Origin of the sequence: Micromonospora sp. NPDC050695 (assembly GCF_040654415.1) — a bacterium.
Taxonomy (GTDB): Bacteria; Actinomycetota; Actinomycetes; order Mycobacteriales; family Micromonosporaceae; genus Micromonospora.
In genome coordinates, this window is sequence record NZ_JBFAHZ010000034.1 from 1 (window position 1) to 17,193 (window position 17,193).

Sequence of the window (17,193 nt, forward strand, 5' to 3'; positions counted from 1 at the left end):
CTGAACGCCTTCCAGATCGCCTTCGAGGGCCGGCTCACCCCGGCCAACGACTGACCACCTCAACAACCAAGATCAGCCGTTAACTTGACACTCCCTTGCCCCGCGCCGGGTTGGTGCTCACCCGGCGAGGATGATGTTGTGGAGGTTGGCGATGCCGGAAGCGGCGTCGGCCAATGTGTGGGCGGCGCGGCGGTAGTCGCGCAGGATCTTGAAGCATTTCATCCTGGCCAGGGCGAGTTCGACCCCGGCGCGGACGGTGCGGTGCTCGACGTTGAGGGCTTGCTTCCAGGCGGGCAGTTCGCTGCCGTCAGACGGTTTGCGGTACGGCATGATCACCTCGGGGTTGCCGCGGTAGCCGCCGTCGGCCATCACCGGCCGCCCGTCCAGCGTCTCGGCGATGCCGGAGGTGCGGTAGACGATGGTGTCGTTGCGGTTGCCGGGCTGCGGGTCACCGACGGCGGTGACCAGGCGGGTGCTGGCGTCGATAGCGACCTGCAGGTTCGTCGAGTACCGGTAGTTCTTGCTCCGGGCGGCCAGGCGATGATCGCGGGTCGGGACCAGAGTCCCGTCAACGATCGCGATCTGCTCGACCGGCCGTTTGCGCACCGGCGCCAAGGCCAGCAGCGGCGCGAGGGTGTCGATGACCCGATGCGCCGCGGAGTGCGACACCCCGAACAACGGGCCGATCTGCCGCATCGTCAAGTTCGTACGCCAGTACGCGGCCACCAGCAACACCCGATCCGGCAGGTCGAGGGCCCACTGCCGGCCCGGCCGGCCGTCGGCGATGCCGTCACCGCCGCGCTCGGCGACCAGCCGGACCAGCTTGCGGAACTGGGCGGGCTGCAACCCGGTGAACGGGAAGATCCACTCCGGGCGGGCTGCGGTGATCACCTGCACACCGGGCATCCTGCCCGATCGTCCTCAACGGACAAACGCCAGGGTTACGAGACGTCCCTTAGTGACACGCCATGTCACCGGTCCAACCGGCGTTTGCCCAGCCCACAACCCAGATTCGCGGACTATATCGACGCGAAGCTGTGGAACGCAGGTTGGGAAACCACCGTGAAGAGTCCGGCCCGTTCGGGCCGGTACGGGACCGTTCCGGACACGCCGCGGAGGACGCCGAACAGAGCAGACGGGGCCGGAGCGTGTGCGCTCCGGCCCCGCCGTCGTACGTGCTGTCGTTACTGCTTGAGCATGTTGTCCAGCAGCAGGGCGCAGCGGATCAGCCCGAGGTGGCTGTACGCCTGCGGGTGGTTGCCCAACCCGCGCTCGGCGAGCGGGTCGTACTGCTCGGGGAGCAGCCCGGTCGGGCCGGCCGTGAGCACCATCTGCGCGAACAGCTCCTCGGCGTCGGTGCGGCGGCCGGTGCGCAGGTACGCCTCGATCAGCCACGCCGTGCAGATGTGGAAGCCGCCCTCGCGGCCGGGCAGGCCGTCGTCCCAGTGGTAGCGGTAGACGACCGGGCCGCTGCGCAGGTCCGCCTCGATCCTCAGAACGGTGGACAGGAAGCGCGGGTCGTCGCCGGCGAGCAGCCCGGAGAGGCCGATCCAGAGCGACGACGCGTCCATGTCCTCATCGCCGTACGCGACGCTGTACGCCTCGACCGCCTCGTGCCAGCCGTGCTCCAGCACGTTGGCGCCGATCCGGTCGCGCAGATCCTTCCACTCCGAGCGGTCCTCGCCGCCGTGCTGGCGCATCACGTGCAGCGCCCGGTCGACGGTCATCCAGCACATCACCTTGGAGAACACGTGGTGCCGTGGTGGCAGCCGGGCCTCCCAGATGCCGTGGTCGGGCTCGTGCCAGCGGCGGCGGACCGCCTCGACCATGTTCTCCAGCACCCGCCACTCGTCGTCGCGGACCGAGCCGCGGGCGTCGGCGACGGCCGCGATCAGGTCGGCGATCGGGCCGAAGACGTCCAGCTGAAGCTGGTGGTTCGCCAGGTTGCCGACCCGTACCGGCCGGGAGCCGGCGTACCCGGGCAGCGTGTCGATGACCGCCTCGGCGCCCAGCTCGTAGCCGTCGATGGTGTACAGCGGATGCAGCCGCTCCGGGTGGCCGCCGGTGCGCTCGATGCAGCCGTCCACCCAGCGCAGGAACGCCTCGGCCTCCTCGATGGAGCCGAGGTCGACCAGCGCGCGGGCGGTCAGCGCGGCGTCGCGCAGCCAGCAGTAGCGGTAGTCCCAGTTGCGGACGCCGCCCAGCTCCTCGGGGAGCGAGGTGGTGGCCGCCGCCAGGATCGAACCGGTGGCCTCGTGGCAGAGACCGCGCAGGGTGAGCGCGCTGCGGGCGACCAGCTCGCGGGAGGTGGAGGGCAGCCGCAGCGAGGCCACCCAGTCCTTCCACGGCTGCTCGGCCGCCGCCTGCCGCTCGTGGATCGGCACCCGGTGGTGCTCCAGGCTGTGCGTGCCGAAGCGCAGCTCCAGCACGACCTGCCCACCGGCGGCGGAGAGGTCGACGATGGCCTTGGCCGTCTCGTACCCGCCGTCGTTGTCGACCTGCCACTGCACGCCGGGGGAGTAGAGGGCCACCGGCTCGTTGGAGCCGAGCACCAGCAGGCCGTCGCCGAGCGGCTGCAGCTGCACGGCGACCTGGCCGAACTCGGGGCGGGGCGCGAACTCCACCCGGACCCGCCCGCTGCCGGTGAGCACCCGGACCAGTGTCGAGTCGCCGGTGATGACCGCCGGGCTGTCGTCCGGAGTGGTCTCGTGGGCCGGCTTGTCCAGCCAGTCGGTGACGGTGAGCCCGGACCACCGGGTCTCCACGGTCATCGTGCCCGAGCGGTAGCGCTGACCCAGCGGGATGCCACCGCGTTCCGGGGTGACGCTGAAGTGACCGGCCGGGCTCCCACCGACCAGGTCGGCGAAGATCGCCGCGGAGTCGGCCTTGGGGTGGCAGAGCCAGCTGACCTTGGCCTCGGGGGTGAGCAGAGCGACGGTACGGCCGTTGGCCAGCATGGAGTGCCGCTCGATGGGCACCGCCCGCTCGCCGAACAGCCAGTGTCGGCGGGTCTCCAGCAGCAGCCCGAGTGCGCGGGCCGCCTCGATCGGCTCGGCCACCCGGTAGCTGGCCTGGGTGTCGCCGGGGCCGATCTTGATGCCGAGGTCCGGGCCGTGCAGGTTGCCGAACGCGTTCTCGTCGGTGACGTCGTCACCGATGAAGAGCACCGCGCTGGCCGAGAGTTGGGTGCGCAGCTGGTCGACGGCGGTGCCCTTGTGGGTGGCCACCACGGAGAGTTCGATGACCTCTTTGCCCTGGGTGACCGTGACACCGTCGAAGGCGGCCGGGCCGTTGCGCACCGCCTCGATGGCGGCGGCGGCGACCTGCGGGTCGACGCCCCGGGTGTGCACGGCGACACTGGCCGGCTTACGTTCCAGCCGGATGCCGGGGTGTTCGGCGGCGATCTCGCGCAGCGCGTTGCGCACCTGGGTGCGCACCGCCACCAGTTCGGGGGAGAGCCGCTCGACGAAGCCGATGTCGAACTCGGAGCCGTGGCTGCCGACGAGGTGCACCTCGCTGGGCAGCCGGGAGAGCGCGGCCAGGTCGCGCAGCGCCCGGCCGGAGACGACCGCCACGCTGGTCTGCGGCAGCGCGGCGAGGGCGCGGATCGCGGCCACCGACTCGGGCAGTGGTACGGCTGTGCTCGGATCTTCCACGATCGGCGCCAGCGTGCCGTCGTAGTCGCAGGCGATCAGGAGCTGGGGGACCCGGGCGATCCGGCCGATGGCGGATCGCAGCTCGGGGTCCATCACCCCGGTGGCGGTCGCCGCTCCGTCGTTGACGGACGTGTTCACGCGGCCTCCGCCTCGGAGACTCCCAGTTCGGAGAGGAACGACTTGGCCCAGTGGCCCACGTCGTGGGTACGCAGGTGACGTTGCATTGTCCGCATCCGGCGGCGTGCCTCGGTTTTCTCCACGTGCACGGCCCGGAGCAGGGCGTCCTTGACCGCGTCCGGGTCGTGCGGGTTACACAGGAAAGCTTGACGCAGCTCGGTGGCGGCGCCAGCGAATTCACTGAGCACGAGCGCACCGCCCTGGTCGGCACGTGATGCTACGTACTCCTTGGCTACCAGGTTCATTCCGTCTCGCAGCGGGGTCACCATCATCACGTCGGCAGCAACGTACATCGCGGCCAGTTCACTGCGACTGTACGACTGATGCAGATAATGCACCGCCGGCACGCCGACCCTGCCGAATTCGCCATTGATCCGACCAACCTCGCGCTCCACCTTGACCCGTAGTGCCTGGTAGTGCTCGACGCGCTCGCGGCTCGGCGTGGCGACCTGCACCATAACCGCGTCCGGGACTGTCAACTTTCCGTCAGCGAGCAGTTCGCGGAAGGCCTTGAGCCGCAACTCGATGCCCTTGGTGTAATCCAGCCGGTCCACACCCAGGATGATCGTCTTCGGGTCGCCCAGCTCGGCGCGGATCTGCTTGGCGCGGGCCTGGACCGCCGAATCGGCAGCCATCCGCTCCATCTCCTGCGTGTCGATCGAGATGGGGAAGGCGCCCGCCTTCACCTGCCGCCCGTCGACCTGGATCATCTGCCCCTCGTAGCGCAGCCCGAGCAGGTGCCGGGCCAGCCGGACGAAGTTCTGCGCGGCCAGCCGCTGCTGGAAGCCGACCAGGTCGGCGCCGAGCAGGCCGCGCAGGATCTCGGTGCGGAACGGCATCTGCATGAACAGCTCGATCGGCGGGAACGGGATGTGCAGGAAGAAGCCGATGCGTAGGTCGGGTCGGAGCTCCCGCAGCATCGCCGGGACCAGCTGGAGCTGGTAGTCCTGCACCCAGACCGTCGCGCCTTCGGCCGCCACGTCCGCCGCGGCCTCCGCGAACCGCGCGTTGACCAGGCGGTACGCCTCCCGCCAGCGCCGCTTGTAGGCCGGCGTCTCCACGGCGTCGTGGTACAGCGGCCAGATCGTCGCGTTGGACTGGCCCTCGTAGTAGCGCTCCAGCTCTTCGGCGCTCAACGGGACCGGGTGCAGGCGGATCCCCTCCAGGTCGAACGGCTCGGGCGCGGCACCGGTGCCGCCAGCCCAGCCGACCCAGGTGCCCTGATGTTCGGCGAGCACGGGATGCAGCGCGGTGACCAGCCCTCCGGGGCTGCGTCGCCACTGTCGTCCCTCGGGTGTGCTCACCTCGTCGACCGGCAGACGGTTCGCCACTACGACAAAGGAGCTACGGACGGTCACGATCGGCCACCTCCGGGTACTGACGGGTCCACCGCGATGAGCGTACTGAGCGTAGCTGCGGCGTCTTGTGCCTCGTGCCGGAGTCTCCTACCCGCCCCGCACGTGCCGAAATCCGTCGGTGATCTTGTCGACAGCGCGTGGGTCAGAGGTCGATGATCGGCCATTCCTTCGGCAGTACCTCACCGAGCAGCTCCCGCCGGTCCGTCATGATCGGCACGACCGCTCGGGCTGCTGCTTCGATCGCAACCTGGGCGAGATCGATGCTGCCCAGTAGGCGGGACCAGCCGCCCAGGATGGGGCACATGTTGTGATCTACCGGCGTGACGAGTACAGCTTCGAGATCGGCGATGCTGTCCAGCAGTGGCCAGCCGTCGTTGGACACCCGGCGATACGCCGCTGTGAGGCACATGGCCGGAATGATCACCGACTCCCGGCGGTAGGCGACTTTGGCGATCTGGATGCCAACGGCCGGCACTCCTTCGGAGTAGGCCAGCAATGCGGTCGTGTCGAGCACGAGTCCTGCGTCAGTCACAGACCTGCATCCGTCCTCGGGACGCCTCGTTGAGCAGCGCTGCGGCCTTGGCGCGCAACTCGGGAGTTATCGCCTGGCGTGCCTGATCCAACGTGCGCCCGGCCTCCTCAAGGCCCTCGTCAGTGATCTTGAAGCCGAGCTGCTCCAGGGTCCGTCGTGTTCGTTCACCGACCATGCGTTGGCGGATGCTCTCCGTCACGAATGCGGACACGTTGGGCTCGGTGGCCAGCCGCTCCGCCACGTCATCCGGCACGCTGATAGCGATTTTCTTGGTCATACCAAGGACGCTAGTGGGTGATACCACGGCCGGCAACGCGGCGCGCCCGCGTACTCCTGGGGCGGGGTGATGTGGGCGAAGCGCGCCGTACCTGTCAGGATTGACGATGGCGTGCGCGCGGCCGGCTCCCGGCCGGCGGCAGCGGGCGGTCCTCGCAGCCCGCGCCCGCGCCCCGATCAGGCGACAGCAATCCGACGGAGGTAGCCCGCACCGTGGCCCAGTACATCTACGTCCTGGAAAAGGCGCGCAAGGCGCACGGCGACAAGGTCGTGCTCGACAACGTGACGCTGAGCTTCCTGCCGGGGGCCAAGATCGGTGTGGTCGGTCCGAACGGCGCCGGTAAGTCCAGCCTCCTCAAGATCATGGCAGGGCTGGACAAGCCGAGCAACGGCGAGGCCCGGCTGATGCCCGGCTACACCGTCGGCATGCTCGCCCAGGAGCCCCCGCTCAACGACGCCAAGACGGTGCTCGGCAACGTCGAGGAGGCGGTCGCCGAGACCAAGGCCAAGCTGGAGCGGTTCAACAAGATCGCCGAGCAGATGGCGACCGACTACTCCGACGAGCTGATGGAGGAGATGGGCAAGCTCCAGGAGGAGCTGGACCACGCCGACGCGTGGGACATCGACTCCAAGCTCGAGCTGGCCATGGACGCGCTGCGCTGCCCGCCGCCGGACGCCGACGTGACCCAGCTCTCCGGTGGTGAGCGCCGCCGCGTCGCGCTCTGCAAGCTGCTGCTGGAGGCGCCCGACCTGCTGCTGCTCGACGAGCCCACCAACCACCTGGACGCGGAGAGCGTCTCCTGGCTGGAGCAGCACCTGGCCAAGTACGCCGGCACCGTCATGGCGATCACCCACGACCGGTACTTCCTGGACAAGGTCGCCGGCTGGATCCTGGAGCTGGACCGCGGCCGGGCCATCGGCTACGAGGGCAACTACTCCACCTACCTGGAGAAGAAGGCCGCCCGGCTGGCCGTCGAGGGCCGCCGCGACGCGAAGATGAAGAAGCGCCTCACCGAGGAGCTGGAGTGGGTCCGCTCCAACGCCAAGGCCCGGCAGACCAAGTCCAAGGCCCGTCTGGACCGGTACGACGAGATGGCCACCGAGGCGGAGAAGACCCGCAAGCTGGACTTCGAGGAGATCCAGATCCCGCCGGGCCCGCGCCTGGGCAGCACCGTCATCGAGGCGAACGGTCTCAGCAAGGGCTTCGGTGACCGGTTGCTGATCGACAACCTGTCGTTCTCGCTGCCGCGTAACGGCATCGTCGGCATCATCGGCCCCAACGGCGTCGGCAAGACCACGCTGTTCAAGACCATCGTCGGGCTGGAGGAGCCGACCGGCGGCGAGGTCCGGGTCGGCCCGACGGTCTCGCTGTCGTACGTCGACCAGAACCGGCAGGGCCTCGACGGTGACAAGACCGTCTGGGAGGTCGTCTCCGACGGGCTGGACTACCTGATGGTGGGCAAGGTCGAGATGCCGTCGCGGGCGTACATCGCCGCGTTCGGCTTCAAGGGCCCGGACCAGCAGAAGCCGACCAAGGTGCTCTCCGGCGGCGAGCGCAACCGGCTCAACCTGGCGCTGACCCTGAAGATCGGCGGCAACGTCATCCTGCTCGACGAGCCGACGAACGACCTGGACGTGGAGACCCTCTCCAGCCTGGAGAACGCGCTGCTGGAGTTCCCCGGCTGCGCCGTGGTCATCTCCCACGACCGGATGTTCCTGGACCGGGTCGCCACGCACATCCTGGCCTGGGAGGGCGACGACCAGGACCCGGCCAGGTGGTTCTGGTTCGAGGGCAACTTCGAGGCGTACGAGAAGAACAAGATCGACCGCCTCGGCGCGGAGGCCGCCCGGCCGCACCGGGTGACCTACCGCAAGCTGACCCGCGACTGACCGGCCGACACGGTGTCTGACCGGTTCGTCTACCACTGCACACTGCGCTGGTCCGACCTGGACGCGTACGGCCACATCAACAACTCGCGCTTCCTCACCCTGTACGAGGAGGCGCGGGTGGCGTTGATGTTCGCCGGTGGCCGCGCCTGGGGGGTCGGCTCGTTCGCCGACGGGGTGGTGATCCGCCGGCACGAGGTCGACTATCTCCGGCCGGTGGACTACGCGCTGGGTCGGGCCACCGCCCAGGCCGCGCCCACGGTCCGGATCGAGCTGTGGGTGGAGGAGATCAGGGCCTCCCGGTTCACCGTCGCCTACGAGCTGTACGACGGTGACGTGCTCGCCAGTCGGGCCCGTTCGGTGCTGGTCCCGTTCGACCTGACCCGTCAGGTGCCCCGGCGGATCACCGCCGAGGAGCGGGAGTTCCTGCTGACCTACGCCCCGCAGGGCGGCGTGGCGTGACCCGGCCCGGTGCGACCGGAGCGGGTGGGGTGACAGCGTCGACGCACGACCTCGCCGGGTCGGCCGACGCGGGGGCGTTCCTGGCCCGCCTGGTCCGGCTGGAGCCGGGTGCGCCGGTCCGGCTGCGGCCGGCCGGCGCGCCCGGCCGCGTCGCTCTCTGGGCGCGGCTGCCGTGGCAGGTGCTGGTGGTGCGCACGGTGGCCGGTGGGCCGGTCGACGGCACCCCCGACGACGTCACGGTGGCCGCCGCGGAGCTGCTCGCCGAGCTGGAGCGTGGCGGCACGACGTTACCGACCCGTCGGGACGCGCAGTGGCGGTGGCCGCTGCCGCCGGCGCGCAGCCGACCGGTGGAGGTGCTGCCCGCCGCCGAGCTACGTCGGATCGCGGACGCCGCCGCCGGCACCCTCCGCACCGCGAGCCAGGAGGGTGTGGCCGGCCGGGCGGTCGGTCAGCGTGCCCTGCGGGACGCGCTGCTCGATCACGTGGCGGTGGTGGTCACGCCCGACGGATCGCCGGCAGCGCCGGTGGAGGTGCCGCAGCGGCTGGTGCAGGGGCTGGTTCGGATGGGTTTCCTCGGTGCCGCCGCCGGCCCGGTCGCCGGCGCGGACGAGCCGACCGTGCAGGTACGGGTGGCCGGCCGATGGGTTGGCCTGGTGGGACCATACGGAGCGGCCTGGTTGCAGAAGGCCACCGACCTCGCCTTAACACCCCTCGGGACTCATCCGAACGGATGACCCATGGTCATTCTTCTGGGCTGGGGCGGTCGTTGGGGGGATGCTTCAACCCGGCTGTCCGGGTACCGTCCATCCTCGGATCCAACGCACCGTAGGCGACTGGATCCGCTGGGGAGTGAGGTGCGCGAGCGATGCCGTGGTGGTCATGGCGCCCCGGTCCCGCCGACGGCGGCGATCCGGAAACCCGAAGCGGGATCACAGTGGAGAGCGCGGTCCGGGTCGGACCGCCCAGCCCCCGCCAGCCGGGGGACGACTGCCCGTCCAACGATCGACCCGTCCTGACGGAGATGCCCGCAACCGTCGAGCCGGTCAGTCTGCGCAGAGTCTGTGACGCGCTCGACCTGCTCGACGTGCGTTACCTGGCCGACGGCGACGGCAACCTGCTGGCCATGTGGGAGCGGCACGCCGTGCTGGTCGCCCTCGAAGGGCCGGAGGACGAGATTCTGGTGATGCGGGCACGCCCGCACGCCACCGTCCCGCCGGACTGGGCCGACCGGGCCTACCGGGTGGTCAACGAGTGGAACCACACCCGCCGGTTCTGCAAGGCGTACATCGGCGATCCGACGGAGCGCGGGCAGCTGCCGATCTACGCCGAGCTGCAGGTGCCGCTCGGCGCCGGCACGCACGACGCGCTGCTGGTCGAGATGCTCGACTGCGGCGCGGCGGTGGCCACCAGCTTCGTGGACTGGCTGCACGACGAGGGCGCGCTGCTCTGAGGCCGCCCCGGGTCGGGCGGGTCAGACGCCGTGGGCCGGATCTTCCTCGACGTTGACCATGAAGTACGCGGCACGCTCCAGGTAGTCCCAGAGCGTGCCGGCGATCTCCGGCTCGAGGTCGAGGCGGTCCACGGCGCGGCGCATGTTGCGCAGCCAGGCGTCCCGCTCGGCCGCGCCGATCCGGAAGGGCGCGTGCCGCATCCGCAGCCGTGGGTGCCCGCGCTGGGCGGAGTACGTGTTCGGCCCACCCCAGTACTGCATCAGGAACAGGGTCATCCGGTCCGCGGCCGGGCCCAGGTCCTCCTCCGGGTACATGGGCCGCAGCAGGGGATCGGTGGCGACGCCGGCGTAGAACTCGTCGACCAGCTTGCGGAAGGTGGGCTCGCCGCCGACCGCCTCGAAGAGGGTCGACGCGCCGGGACGGTCGGATTCACCTGCGGGGTTCACCGTTCCATCCTGCCAGGTGCGTCCCGAGCCGGCCCGACCCGTACACCGTGGGTCGGGTCACGCCCGAGCCGCGGACGGGACGTCGGGTCAGGTCACCGCGTGCCGGCGGTGGCCCTTGCCGGCCTGGGGTTCGTCCACCGGCTTGCCGCCGGTAAGTCGGCCACCCGGGGTGGCCGTCTGCGCCGCGCTGGCCGCCTGCGCGGCGTTGGCCGTGACGGCCGCCGCGATGGCGTTGTCCACCGTCTGCTGGTCCGGCCAGCGCAGCGCGGCCACCAGCATCAGCAGCACCCCGGCCGCGCTCCACACCCCCACCACCACCGGGATCGAGAACCGGTCGGCGAGCAGCCCGGTGGCCAGCACCGCCACCCCCTGGATGACCTGGACCCCGGTGGCCATCACACCGAACGCGCGGGCCCGGAACTCGGCGCGCAGGGCCTGGACGAACAGGCCGTTGGCCATCGGCAGCATGCCGGCGACCGCGAACCCGCAGAGCGCGGCGAGTAGCGCCACCACCGGTGGGGCGGGGTTGAACAGTGCCGGCACCAGCGCCAGCGGCGCGAGCACGGCCAGGGGCCGCATCAGGGCCAGTCGGCGGGACGGAGCGAACAGTCGGCTCACGAGCAGCCCGCCGAGGATGAATCCCAGCGGATTCGCCACCATGATCAACGCTTGCGCCAGGCCCGCGTCCATCCTGCCGCCGTCCCGGTTGGCCCAGCCCGCGGCCAGCCCCTCCGGGACGATCGAGAAGAGCATCGCGCTGAACACCAGCACCGCGATGGCCCGCAGCACCGGCGTCCGGAACACGATCTGGAAACCCTGGGTGGTCTCCCGGAGCAGGTGGCTGCGGTGGGCGCTGGTCATCACCGGGAGCCGATCCTGGACGCCGAAACGCACCAGTAGCGCCGAGACGGCGAACGTCGCCGCGTTGATCAGCAGCGCGGCGGCCGGGTTGATCGCGGCGACGGCGGTGCCGAGCAGGTAGCCGACGACCTGCGCGGCCTGCCCGACGCTGCTGTTCAACGACAGGCCGACCACCAGCCGGTCGCCGGCGAGGATCTGCGGCAGCAGGGCGGACTTCGCCGCCTGGCTCGGCGGGTTGGCCAGCGTGGCCGCGAAGATGAGCACCAGCACCGCCTGGACCGGCAGGTTCGGGATGGCGATGAGCAGCATCAGCGCCATCCGGATCACGTCACACGTGACCATCACCCGCCGGTACGGGTATCGCTCCGCCAGCGCGGCGAGCAGTGGGCCACCGAGCAGCCAGGGCAGGAAGCTGACGGCGAACGCGGCGGCGGAGAGCGCGACGGACCTGGTCTGCTGGTAGACGAGGAGGGTGACGGCGGCCTTCGCCAGGTAGTCACCGACCCACGAGAGGGCCCCGGCCGTGAAGACAGCACGGAACTCGCGCTGGGCGAACACTTCGCGAAAAGTGGCCGGGCCTTCCGCGGAAGGTCGCTCGTCGGGCACCGTCGCCTCCATCGGCTCCCGGGGCACCGCTCGTGGCAGCCCGGCCGGGAACACTCGTCAGATCTACGGATCAGCGAGGATGTGACCACGCTCCGGCGGGAACGCGTGCACCGGATTCTGCCCGATAGTCTGACAACTAGCTAGGGCGAACGGCTCGTTCGTCGCATCCCCGACTGAACGAACGGACGATACCTGAGGGGCCGGCCGGCCCGCGACCCCTGGATCGCCGGACAGGTTGCCCGGGTCAGGTGGCACCACCCTGACCGGTCTCCCCCTCGCGCAACGGGCGGCTCGACGCGCCCGGATAGATGCGGGCCGCGGCGATCTGGGCGGTGATCCCCGAGTTCTCCAGCGCCTCCGCGAGCCGTCGACGCAGCTCACGGCCCACCGCGAACTGCCCGTCGGCGGTCGTCTTCACCACCGTCCGGATCACCGCGCCGTCCACCGTCATCTGCTCGACGCCCAACACCTCCGGCGCCTCCACGATCTCCGGCGACAACTCCGGGTCCATCGCGATCGAGGCGGCCGCGGTCCGCAGGACGGCGGTCGCCTCCTCGGTGCTGCTGAACCCGATCGGCAGGTCGACCACCACCAGGGCCCAACCCTGGCTCTTGTTGCCCACCCGGATGATCTCGCCGTTGCGGATGTACCAGAGCACCCCGCGACCGTCACGCACGGTGGTGACCCGCAGGCCGACCGACTCCACCACGCCCGTCGCCTCGCCCAGGTCGACGTTGTCGCCCACCCCGTACTGGTCCTCGATGAGCATGAACAGGCCGGCGATCAGGTCCTTGACCAGACTCTGCGCACCGAAGCCCAGCGCGACGCCGGCGATACCGGCGCTGGCCAGCAGCGGCGCCAGATCGAAGCTGAACTCCCGCAGGATCATCAGCAGCGCGATTCCGAAGACGAACGCGGTGGTCAGGCTGCGCAGTACCGAACCGATCGCCTCGGCGCGCTGCCGTCGTCGTTCCGGCACGAACTCGGCCGGGTCGACCGCGGCGGTGGGCACCCGCTCGCGCAACGGCCGGAGCATCGTCGGCACCGCGCCGTCGGTGGTGGTCCGGACCAGCCGGTTGATCGTGCGGTGCAGCGCCCAGCGGGCCACCATCGCCAACGCCACGATCAGCAGCACCCGCAGCGGTTTGAGCAGGATCCAGTAGCTGCCCTCGGCGAACCAGGACGACCTGGTGATGTTGTAGATCCATTCGCAGGAGGTACTGCCCTGACAGTTCACCGACCCGGCGGTGGACAGGGCGAGGGGCGTCACGCTGGCGGCACTCACCCTGTCTTCGTACCGCAACGGGCCCGAGCGCCCGCCGCCGACCCACCGGCCGGGTGACCTGCTGCCGAGGGCGGGGCCGGAACGGGGCGAACCGGCCATCGTGACAGGTGCGGGAAAGAGCTTCCTGTCCGGCCCCGGATTAGTGCGTGCAATCTTGGATTGGCCGGTAGAGAACGCCCTGAACTGCAAGAACGCTCAGAAAAGATCATCCGGCACAACCAGGGCACAACCTAGTGTCGATCTTGGGCCGGTGGAACAGTTGCCCGACTGCTCCCGGTCGGGCGAAGGAGTTGCCCCACGAGGCCGCGCCGCCGGTCCTGCTTCGGCAGCCAATGCACGTAGGTGTCAAGCGTGATTCGCAGGCTGGCATGGCGTAAGGCCTTCTGCACCTCCTGCGGCTCGACGCCGTTGCTCATCAGCGTGGTGGCAAAGAAGTGACGCAGGGAGTGAAAGGTGCCACCTTTGGGCCAGCCCGCAGCAGCCCGCCAGTTGTCCCACAGCTCGGACCAGTAGAAATCAGTGATGAGCTTTCCGCGCGGAGTGGTGAATAGCAGAGCCGCCGAGCGAGTCACCCGCTTCCCGTCAGTGATGTCCGGAAGCTCGAATTCGACAGCGCCAACCTCTGCAGCGTGCGCCGCCAATTCCTCAGCAACTACGGCATCCAAATCGACCGTTCCCGCCGATCCACTTTTCGGCGGGGCGAGGTAGAAACCATCAAAGTGCTCAACGGAGCGCCGCAACTGCTGAACCACGTGCAACTCTGCGCGAGCAATGTCCAGACACTTTGAACCGTCCTCCATGCCCAGTACTTCCCCGATACGCAAACCCTCGCCAGCTCCCAGCCATATAGCCGCGCGAAAGCGTCGGGGAACAACCTCGATAAGCTTGAGCACCTGGTCCTCGGTTGGTACCCACTTCGGTGCCCTTGACACTCCGCGCAGGAGTTGCGAGAGGTTCACGTCGTTGCAGGGGTTTTCGGACAAAACTTTATCGATAACGGCAGCGTTGAGAATGGTCTTTAGAACCCCGAAGTACAGACCAATAGACGACTTGGCAACGCGCTCATCGAGCAGCTCGCCAATCCAGGCCATTACGTCAGTCAGGTTAATTGACCGAATGGTCTGGTCCCCGAATGTCGGTAGAAGACGCTTTCGAAGGTTCTGTGGGACACGCCGCCGCGTCTCGATGCTCCATCCCGACTCACGTGATTCCTTCCAACGCTGCGCGTATTCGGCGAAGGTGAGCCGGTCCATCTCGCGCTTGGCCTTCACTTCGACAGCGACGCCCGAACGACATTCAACGTCGAAGGCTTCCGCGTCGGTCTTGCGCTCGAATAGCTTTTCTCGGGACTCGCCGGCGGCATCGGCGTAGCGGACCCGCCAGCGTTTGCCCCTGCCGTGCCGTTTGGATGGGAGTCGTTTCTTGTCTGGTCCGCGTTTGGTGAGATACCAGAGGTCATCGATGGGCATGTCAGGCCGCCTTGTTGTTGAACCAGGCCCGCACATCGGCGGGGTCGTAGCGGAGGTGTCGGCCGACGCGGGAGGCGCGGGGGCCGGTTCGGCGGTGTCGCCATTGGTAGAGGGTGCCGACGGGAATGCCGAGGAACGCCGAGACGTCGGTGACGCTCCACAGGCGTTCGGTGGTTGAGGTGGTCATCGGAGTTCCTTTCTGGCTTGCTGTCGTGCGGTTCGGATGCGGTCTCCGATGGCGGTGGCGAGTTCGAGTTGTTCGGGGGTGTCGTAGCCGATGCCGAGGATCTGCCAGTCGTTGACGACCAGGACGTCGGTGTCTTCGGGGAGTCCGGCGTCGGTGAGCGCGGTGTGGATTTGGTGTGTTCGGCGTTCGGCGCGGAGGTTTTTGAAGGTGGTGGAGTAGATGCGGGATTTGGTGAGGAAGTGGCCTCGGAAGCCGAGCATGTGCGCCCAGTGGCGCAGTTTGAGGTCGGCGTATTGGTCGAGGCCGCCGAGGTCCCACGCGGTTTGGATCATCGCCCGGTGGTGCGCGGAGACCTGTAGCCGGTCGATGTGGGTCTGTGAGCGGATGCGCCGGTCTCCGGTCTCGGTGGCGCCGGTGCCTTTGGTGGCGTACTTGGCGATGTAGCCGGCGAGCCGGGTGTCGGCTACGGCCTGGTCGCCGTCGTCGTCCGCGTCGTTGATGTCGATGTCGGTGGTGGTGATGTCCTTGACGTCGACCTGCTCACCCCAGCCAAGGAGCAGCGCCGCTCCGTCCGGTCGGGTGGTGTCGAGCTCGACGGAGGAAGCCGCGGAACGCACCGCGTCGGCCAGGACGTCGGCGGTGAGCCACACCGGGGGCGACGAGTCCGGGCCGGTGGGGCCGTCGGCGCGGATGACCGCGTGGAAGTGGACCAGGCCGCGCCGCTGGTACTCGGCGACCTTGGCGTACGAGATGCGCAGGTGTGCGCCGGATGCGCGGACGGTGAGTCCGCCGGCGGCGGCGACGGCGCGGCGTAGCGCGATGGTGAACCGGTGCCAGAGTTGGCCGCTGTGTGCCTGCCACAGCACCGCCCCGGTGTAGTCGTAGGTTGCCGGGTCGAGCGGGCTCCCCAGCAGCGGATGGCCTTCGGGGTGCCAGCGTCCGCAGGAACACGGTCGTTTGCCGGGCCGGTTGTGCACCGGGCCGAACGAGGGGGCGGTGAGGGTGACGAACAGCCGCGTCGACCGGGCGACGGTGGTGGGGACGCCTTTGCCGCCGGCTATGCCCGCGTGGATGAGGTGCCAGGCGTCGGCGGCGTACCGGTCGGCGCAGGTGGGGCAGACGGCGGCGCGTCGGGTGCCGCAGGACGCCCAGACTTTGCCGTGTCGGGAGGCGATTAGGTCACCTGTGCCGGTGTGGCGGACCTCGAACTTGCCGACCAGCCGGACCGGTTGCAGGCAGCCCTTGACGCTCTCGACGCCGGCCCGCCATTCCTTGTAGGCGGGGGTGCGCATCCATTGCGTCAACGCCGCTTCGGCGTCGTAGGTTGAGCGTGGGGGTAGCGCCATCGGGTTTCTCCTTTCGGAGACGGACCTGCCGTGCTCTCAGCGCGAGAAGCACGGCAGATCGGGGCGAGAGGTGAATCAGTGCGCGTCGCGGGTGACCGCGCGTCGGGCCGGGAACTCGTCGAGAACCTGTTGCGTCTGTTCGGCGCTCATCTCGTGGCGTCGGGCGTACATGTCGAGAAGTCGGCGGGCCTCGTCGCGGTTGGTGACGCCGAGGTGTCGAAGCGCGTCGCTGGCCGTGGCGCTGGTGGTGTGGTCGGGGGGCATGGTCAGTCCGCCTGGTGGGTGAGTGCGAGCAGGAAAAACGGGGGCCTGCCGTGCGAGCAGGAGCACGGCAGGCCCGAGCCGGACGGTGAGTTAGTGGGCGTGGCCGTTGAGCGCGGGGGCGAACCGTTCGGCAACCCGTGTCGCGATCGGGAGAGGAAGCCGGGTAGCTCGCTGGATGTCAGCGGCCGTGACCGGCGCGTCCAGCTCCGCCACGAGCTGGTGAATCTGGGCTTGCATCCCGGTCGGGATTCCGAGCCCGTCCAGTGCCGCAGGTTGCAGTACCACGGCGGGAGCGGGTGCCACGGTGACCGGGTTCGCCACGGCCGGCACGCTCGCCGGAGCCGGAGCCGGAGCCGGAGCCGGAGCCGAGGCCGTTGCTGGGGTGAGAGTGACGGCCCGGCGTGCTTGGGTGCAGCGTGCTTGCACGATCGGCATGACTTCGGCGAGGAAGAACACGAGGATCGGGACCATGAAGTGCGCGGCGAGCATGCCGGCGCTGATGCCGCCTTCGCGGGGAAACACCGCCGGGATGACGTTCATGACGAGGGTGGAGCCGAGCAAGAACCGCTTGAGCCAGTCCACGGCCCGAGAATCGATGTCGATGCTCCGGGCGATCATCGCGGCTTCCCAACGCAGGATCGTGATGAGAATGCCGACAAGGCAGGGTTCGACGCCCCAGCAGCCCCACCAGACCGGATCGGCCGGGTTGAGGTGACCGGCGAGGAAGTCTTGAACGCCGGTTGTGGTGAACGCCGATCCGATGGCGAGGAACAGCCACAGGCAGCGGGTGACGCTCTGGCGTAGCCGTTCGATGTCCACGATGTCCAGCGCGGAATCCTTTTCCAGCTCGTGGAGCTGACGAGCGACGTCGAGGCGTTTGGTCAGCTTCCGAACCGGACGCGGAGCACGGCTGTTTTCGTTGCTGGGCAA

Annotated in this window: 17 protein-coding genes; 4 read left to right on the forward strand and 13 right to left on the reverse strand. The window is 69.3% G+C overall.

Annotated features, from left to right (window positions below):
- Nucleotides 1-117: 117 nt before the first annotated feature.
- The 5 genes from AB0H52_RS22375 to AB0H52_RS22395 form a co-directional block, all read right to left on the reverse strand.
- Entirely contained in the window at nt 118-897 is a 780-nt protein-coding gene (locus tag AB0H52_RS22375) for a transposase family protein (RefSeq protein WP_151492019.1), read from the reverse strand.
- 287 nt (nt 898-1,184) lie between these two features.
- The gene (gene otsB, locus AB0H52_RS22380; protein WP_151492018.1) at nt 1,185-3,749 is read right to left on the reverse strand and encodes a trehalose-phosphatase; all 2,565 of its coding nucleotides are present in this window, start codon (nt 3,747-3,749) and stop codon (nt 1,185-1,187) included.
- A 41-nt stretch (nt 3,750-3,790) separates the two neighbouring features.
- Complete coding sequence (locus AB0H52_RS22385; RefSeq protein WP_151492017.1) at nt 3,791-5,191, reverse strand: trehalose-6-phosphate synthase; 1,401 nt, start codon at nt 5,189-5,191, stop codon at nt 3,791-3,793.
- Nucleotides 5,192-5,333: 142 nt separating this feature from the next.
- Nucleotides 5,334-5,705, reverse strand: a complete 372-nt coding sequence (locus AB0H52_RS22390; RefSeq protein WP_151492016.1) for a hypothetical protein — start codon at nt 5,703-5,705, stop codon at nt 5,334-5,336.
- 10 nt (nt 5,706-5,715) lie between these two features.
- Nucleotides 5,716-6,000: a hypothetical protein gene (locus tag AB0H52_RS22395; RefSeq protein ID WP_151492015.1), complete on the reverse strand. Its 285-nt coding sequence runs from the start codon at nt 5,998-6,000 to the stop codon at nt 5,716-5,718.
- 212 nt (nt 6,001-6,212) lie between these two features.
- Here AB0H52_RS22395 and ettA point away from each other — a divergent pair, with 212 nt between their 5' ends.
- The 4 genes from ettA to AB0H52_RS22415 all read left to right on the forward strand — a co-directional run bounded on the left by ettA (nt 6,213) and on the right by AB0H52_RS22415 (nt 9,798).
- Nucleotides 6,213-7,889 carry an energy-dependent translational throttle protein EttA gene (gene ettA, locus AB0H52_RS22400; protein WP_151492014.1) on the forward strand — a complete coding sequence of 559 codons (1,677 nt, stop codon included), beginning with the start codon at nt 6,213-6,215 and terminating at the stop codon, nt 7,887-7,889.
- Nucleotides 7,890-7,901: 12 nt separating this feature from the next.
- Nucleotides 7,902-8,348: a thioesterase family protein gene (locus AB0H52_RS22405; RefSeq protein WP_151492013.1), complete on the forward strand. Its 447-nt coding sequence runs from the start codon at nt 7,902-7,904 to the stop codon at nt 8,346-8,348.
- A 29-nt stretch (nt 8,349-8,377) separates the two neighbouring features.
- Nucleotides 8,378-9,082, forward strand: a complete 705-nt coding sequence (locus tag AB0H52_RS22410; protein ID WP_151492012.1) for a hypothetical protein — start codon at nt 8,378-8,380, stop codon at nt 9,080-9,082.
- 131 nt (nt 9,083-9,213) lie between these two features.
- Nucleotides 9,214-9,798, forward strand: a complete 585-nt coding sequence (locus AB0H52_RS22415; RefSeq protein WP_151492011.1) for a YbjN domain-containing protein — start codon at nt 9,214-9,216, stop codon at nt 9,796-9,798.
- A gap of 21 nt (nt 9,799-9,819) precedes the next feature.
- Here the strand turns inward: AB0H52_RS22415 and AB0H52_RS22420 are convergent, their stop codons facing one another.
- The 8 genes from AB0H52_RS22420 to AB0H52_RS22455 all read right to left on the reverse strand — a co-directional run bounded on the left by AB0H52_RS22420 (nt 9,820) and on the right by AB0H52_RS22455 (nt 17,193).
- Entirely contained in the window at nt 9,820-10,245 is a 426-nt protein-coding gene (locus tag AB0H52_RS22420; protein WP_151492010.1) for a globin, read from the reverse strand.
- 87 nt (nt 10,246-10,332) lie between these two features.
- Entirely contained in the window at nt 10,333-11,724 is a 1,392-nt protein-coding gene (locus AB0H52_RS22425) for an MFS transporter (protein ID WP_151492009.1), read from the reverse strand.
- Between the two features lie 232 nt (nt 11,725-11,956).
- Nucleotides 11,957-12,997, reverse strand: coding sequence for a mechanosensitive ion channel family protein (locus tag AB0H52_RS22430; protein WP_151492008.1), 1,041 nt, complete (start codon nt 12,995-12,997; stop codon nt 11,957-11,959).
- 230 nt (nt 12,998-13,227) lie between these two features.
- Nucleotides 13,228-14,466 (reverse strand): tyrosine-type recombinase/integrase, encoded by a 1,239-nt coding sequence (locus AB0H52_RS22435; protein WP_357949716.1) that lies wholly within the window; start codon nt 14,464-14,466, stop codon nt 13,228-13,230.
- Nucleotide 14,467: 1 nt separating this feature from the next.
- Entirely contained in the window at nt 14,468-14,653 is a 186-nt protein-coding gene (locus AB0H52_RS22440; RefSeq protein ID WP_357949719.1) for a helix-turn-helix domain-containing protein, read from the reverse strand.
- A complete protein-coding gene (locus AB0H52_RS22445; protein ID WP_357949789.1) occupies nt 14,650-15,945 on the reverse strand; it encodes a replication initiator in 1,296 nt (431 codons plus the stop codon). Before AB0H52_RS22445 ends, AB0H52_RS22440 begins: the two co-directional genes overlap by 4 nt.
- 129 nt (nt 15,946-16,074) lie before the next feature.
- Nucleotides 16,075-16,263: a hypothetical protein gene (locus tag AB0H52_RS22450; protein WP_357949721.1), complete on the reverse strand. Its 189-nt coding sequence runs from the start codon at nt 16,261-16,263 to the stop codon at nt 16,075-16,077.
- A 90-nt stretch (nt 16,264-16,353) separates the two neighbouring features.
- Nucleotides 16,354-17,193, reverse strand: coding sequence for a hypothetical protein (locus AB0H52_RS22455; protein ID WP_357949723.1), 840 nt, complete (start codon nt 17,191-17,193; stop codon nt 16,354-16,356).

Excerpts from the sequence above, each read along its gene's own strand:
- otsB (WP_151492018.1), bottom strand. The coding sequence starts at position 3,749 with ATGGACCCCGAGCTGCGATCCGCCATCGGCCGGATCGCCCGGGTCCCC.
- AB0H52_RS22395 (WP_151492015.1), bottom strand. The coding sequence starts at position 6,000 with ATGACCAAGAAAATCGCTATCAGCGTGCCGGATGACGTGGCGGAGCGG.
- AB0H52_RS22415 (WP_151492011.1), top strand. The coding sequence starts at position 9,214 with ATGCCGTGGTGGTCATGGCGCCCCGGTCCCGCCGACGGCGGCGATCCG.
- AB0H52_RS22425 (WP_151492009.1), bottom strand. The coding sequence starts at position 11,724 with ATGGAGGCGACGGTGCCCGACGAGCGACCTTCCGCGGAAGGCCCGGCC.
- AB0H52_RS22435 (WP_357949716.1), bottom strand. The coding sequence starts at position 14,466 with ATGCCCATCGATGACCTCTGGTATCTCACCAAACGCGGACCAGACAAG.
- AB0H52_RS22440 (WP_357949719.1), bottom strand. The coding sequence starts at position 14,653 with ATGACCACCTCAACCACCGAACGCCTGTGGAGCGTCACCGACGTCTCG.
- AB0H52_RS22445 (WP_357949789.1), bottom strand. The coding sequence starts at position 15,945 with ATGCGCACCCCCGCCTACAAGGAATGGCGGGCCGGCGTCGAGAGCGTC.
- AB0H52_RS22450 (WP_357949721.1), bottom strand. The coding sequence starts at position 16,263 with ATGCCCCCCGACCACACCACCAGCGCCACGGCCAGCGACGCGCTTCGA.